3 protein-coding genes are annotated in these 4,339 nt (G+C 47.2%); all 3 read left to right on the top strand.

What is annotated here, in order from left to right; genetic code table 11:
• Positions 1–3,378 (top strand): SpaA isopeptide-forming pilin-related protein (locus tag GT575_RS14775; RefSeq protein ID WP_161172302.1); only part of this gene is annotated, 3,378 nt, incomplete at its 5' end.
• A 145-nt stretch (positions 3,379–3,523) separates the two neighbouring features.
• Complete coding sequence (locus tag GT575_RS14770) at positions 3,524–3,826, top strand: hypothetical protein (protein WP_015522621.1); 303 nt, start codon at positions 3,524–3,526, stop codon at positions 3,824–3,826.
• Positions 3,813–4,109, top strand: coding sequence for a hypothetical protein (locus GT575_RS14765; protein WP_330377985.1), 297 nt, complete (start codon positions 3,813–3,815; stop codon positions 4,107–4,109). The genes GT575_RS14770 and GT575_RS14765 overlap by 14 nt, the downstream gene beginning before the upstream one ends.
• Positions 4,110–4,339: the final 230 nt, after the last annotated feature.

Raw genomic sequence — 4,339 nt, 5'->3', positions numbered from 1 at the left:
GTAGCTATCAGCGGTTCTGTCCGCATTACGGCAAAGAGGAACAATGTGCCGACTGTCAGCAGCAGTGCAAAGCTCATTGCCTATGGCGACTCGAACTTGCAGGATTTGGTAACAGGTGTGGAGAATGCTGATACCGTGTCTGCATATATCAATATCGAAACGCCGACAGGCACGATTGCCCTCAAAAAGACTTCTGAGGACGGAGTTGTGGAGGGCATCTCTTTTACAATCAAAGGTGATAACTTCAATAAGACAGTTAAGACAGGAAAGGACGGCTCTGTCTCAGTGGAGGGATTATTCCCTGGCACTTATACCGTCACAGAACAGTCCATTGACCGTTATGAGCCGCAGAAAACCCAGACCGTCACACTTATCGGAGGAAAAACCTCTACTGTGACCTTCAGCAATACTTTGAAGCGTGGCAGTCTGGAAATCGTCAAGACTTCCGAGGACAATCTGGTGGAGGGAATGAAATTCCACCTTTATGGCACATCTTTAAGCGGCTTGCCTGTTGACGAGTATGCCGTGACTGATAAAAACGGACTGGCTAAGTTTGAAAATGTCCTTATCAGTGGCGATACCCCGTATGTGGTTGAGGAAGTGGATACCGCAGTCCGCTATGTCGTTCCTGCTTCCCAGACAGCTCCGATTGAATGGAACAAGGTCACAAAACGCAGCTTCGACAATGTGTTGAAGAAATTCCAAGTGACTGTGACAAAGACCGATGCAGAAACAGGTTCTCCGCAGGGCGACGCTTCCCTTGCAGGTGCGGTTTACGGCATCTATAAGGGTGAGGAACTGATTGACACCTACACGACTGATGAAAACGGTCAGTTTACGACCAAGTATTATATCTGTGACAATGATTGGACTGTCCGTGAAATCAGCCCGTCCGAGGGGTATCTTCTGGATACCGCAATCCACAAGGTAGGTGCAGAACCAGAGCTATACACGGTAGAGCTGAACAGTACCGCAAACGATGTGAATGAACAGGTCATCAAAGGCAATATCGCAATCATCAAGCATACGGACAACGGAGAAACCCAGATTGAAACACCTGAAGAAGGTGCGGTATTTGAAGTGTTCCTCAAATCCGCAGACAGCTATGAAAATGCAAAGGAAACCGAGCGTGATGTGCTGACCTGTGACGAGAACGGCTTTGCCCAGACAAAGGATATGCCGTATGGCATTTATACCGTCCGCCAGACCTTTGGTTGGGAGGGGCGTGAACTGATGAAAGACTTTGATGTGTTTATCAGCAAGGACGGTCAGACCTACCGCTACCTTATCAACAACGCTAACTTTGAGAGCTATATCAAAATCGTAAAGAAAGATGCAGAAACAGGCAATACAATCCCGTATGCAGGTGCAGGCTTCCAGATTTACGACCCGAATGGAAATCTTGTGACTATGACTTTCACTTATCCCGAAGTGACGACCATTGACACCTTCTATACTACGGCAGACGGCGACCTTATCACACCGCAGACATTGGAATATGGCAAAGGCTATTCTCTTGTGGAAGTACAAGCCCCGTATGGGTATGTCTTAAATTCCGAGCCTGTTTATTTTGATGTGGTGCAGGAAAATTCCGAGGAAGAAAGCGGCATTACCGTTATTGAGGTAGTACGTTCCAATATGGCACAGAAAGGCACAATTACCGTAGAAAAGTCTGGCGAGGTATTCAGCTCCGTTGCAGGCGATAAGGGATTGTATCAGCCGATTTTCTCTGTCAGCGGTCTTGAGGGTGCAGTCTATGAAATTACCGCAGCCGAGGATATTGTCACTCTGGACGGGACGGTCAGAGCAAACAAGGGCGAGGTTGTAGATACCGTTACGACAGGAAAAGACGGTACAGTAAAATCCAAAGAACTGTATATCGGAAAATATGAGGTTAAGGAAATCACAGCTCCGTATGGAATGGTGCTGAATGAGGAAGTCCGTTCTGTTGAGCTTGTGTATGCAGGACAGAATGTTGATGTAACGGAAACGGCTACTTCTTTCTATAATGAAAGACAGCGTGTTGAAATCGACCTCATCAAGAGCCTTGCCATTGATGAAGCCTACGGCATTGGCAAGAATGGAGAAATCTTTGATGTGACCTTTGGCTTGTATGCGGCGGAGGAACTCACAGCCGCAGATGGAAAGACCATTCCTGCGGACGGTCTGATTGAGGTCATTTCCCTTGATGAAAGCGGTCACGGGAAAGCTATCAGCGACCTGCCGATGGGCAGCTATTATGTGCAGGAAACCTCGACCAACTCCGCATATATTGTCAGCGATGCAAAATACCCTGTTATTTTTGAATACGCAGGACAGGATACCGAAACTGTCCGCATCATAGCCAATGAGGGCGAAGCTATCACAAATGACATTATTTACGGCTCTGTAAGCGGTAAGAAATCTGATGAGGATGGAAAAGCTCTGGGCAGTGCAGTTATCGGTATCTTTAAGACAGGAACTACCGAGTTTACAAAGGAAAATGCGATTGTAGCTACCACATCAAAAGATGATGGTAGTTTTTCTTTTGCCAAAGTACCGTATGGAACTTGGATAATCCGTGAAATCGAAAGCCCGAAGGGATATGTACTCTCCGAGGAAGAAATCGCCGTGACTATCGGCAAGGTGGACGAAGTTGTGGAAATCGAACTTGTCAACTACTTCATTAAGGGCAATATCGCTTTGACAAAGGTTGATGAGAATTATCCCGACAACAAGCTGTCTGGTGCGGTATTTGAGGTTTACTCCGATACCAATGGCGATGGGAAACTGGATAAAGACGATACGCTGCTTGGCGAAATGAAAGAACTTGACGGCGGCGTTTACCAGATGAGTGAACTCCGCTTCGGCAAATATCTGGTAAAGGAAACCAAAGCTCCGACAGGCTTTGTGCTTGATGAAAATGTGTATTCCGTATCCGTTGAGGAGAACGGCAAGACCTACACCGTGGAAAATAAGGCGGGTGTAGGATTTATCAATGCAGCACAGAAAGGCTCTCTTAAAATCGTAAAGACTTCCTCTGACGGTAAGGTGGAGGGCTTCTCTTTCCGTGTGACAGGCGTGTACTATGACCAGACCTTTAAGACAGATAAGAACGGAGAAATCGTGATTGAGGGCTTGCGGATTGGCGACTATACCGTATCCGAAGTAAGCGACAAGGCTTCCGCAGGATATATCCTGCCTGCCGATAAACAGGCAACGGTCAAGGTGGACGCTACGGCTATCGTGCAGATGCACAATGAGTTCAGGGATACCCCGAAAACAGGCGATGACTTCAATCTGGGCTTATGGGTAAGCCTTGCAGCTCTGTCTGTTGTCGGTGCGGGCGTTCTCGGATTTGTCGGCTATAAGAACAGAAAGAAGAAAAAGGAGGACTAATTGATGGACGCAAAAACCATTATCGCAATCGTGCTTGTCGTGTTCATTGTGGGTGCGGCGGTATGGCTGAATATCCGTAACAGAAAGAATAAGTAAGTGGTTTGGGCGGCTGAAAGATGCCGCCCTTTCCTTTATGGAGGTAACAATGAGAAACCTTAAAACCATTGAAAAGAAAGTCAGGGCTGTTCTGGAAAAGAATGAGGATGCCAGAAATGACGATATGGTGCTGTATCTTGCACTTTGTAATGCCTGTCTGAAGGATGCAGGGGCAATGCCGCTTGCGGAGATAATGACGCAGCACAAATATCTCGGTCTGCCGAGCTTTGAGAGCGTCAGCAGGACACGCCGCAAGCTGCAGGCACGGTATCCAGAGCTTGCAGGGAGCCGCCCTGTTCAGAAAATGAGAGCCACGGGCGAGAAAGCTTATCGGCGTTATGCCAAAGAATAGAGAGGTGCTTATGGACGAAGAAAAACGCTCTAATCAGAACTATGAAATCATCGAGAGCTGTACTATCGGGAGTACAGAGCTTGTCATCGGTCACAATCCCAACGCACCCAACCCTTATGTGTGTTGGTACTGCAAGGGCGGCTCAAATTATTTCTGGGGTTATTACACGAATGAGCTTGATGATGCACGGCAAAAGCTGAATGAACGATACCAGTCAGAGTGCCGTATGCCCTATAATCAGCCTGCCCAGAAGCAGAAAAACGGTGATGACCGTGAGCGATAAAATAAAATATGACTGCACGACCTGTCCTTATCCCCGATATAAGGATGGGTCAGTTATTTTCTGCGATGTCTGTATCCGCAAGATTTTAGACGAGCAGAAGGAGAAAAAGGAAAGAAAGGAGCAGCCGAATGAGTAATGAAATAAAGACAAGACCTTTAACCCCGACAGAACAGAAATACACCTATGCCCAGAGCATGCAGCTTGAGGGGCAGACAGGCACTATCGGGCAT

The organism is Coprococcus sp. BIOML-A2 (assembly GCF_009875795.1).
Taxonomy (GTDB): domain Bacteria; phylum Bacillota; class Clostridia; order Lachnospirales; family Lachnospiraceae; genus Coprococcus; species Coprococcus aceti.
The sequence above is the reverse complement of the archived record's forward strand: the minus strand, read 5'-3'. Positions and strand labels throughout refer to the sequence as shown.

Coding starts and splice junctions, on each gene's coding strand:
- GT575_RS14770 (WP_015522621.1), top strand. CDS start 3,524: ATGAGAAACCTTAAAACCATTGAAAAGAAAGTCAGGGCTGTTCTGGAA.
- GT575_RS14765 (WP_330377985.1), top strand. CDS start 3,813: ATGCCAAAGAATAGAGAGGTGCTTATGGACGAAGAAAAACGCTCTAAT.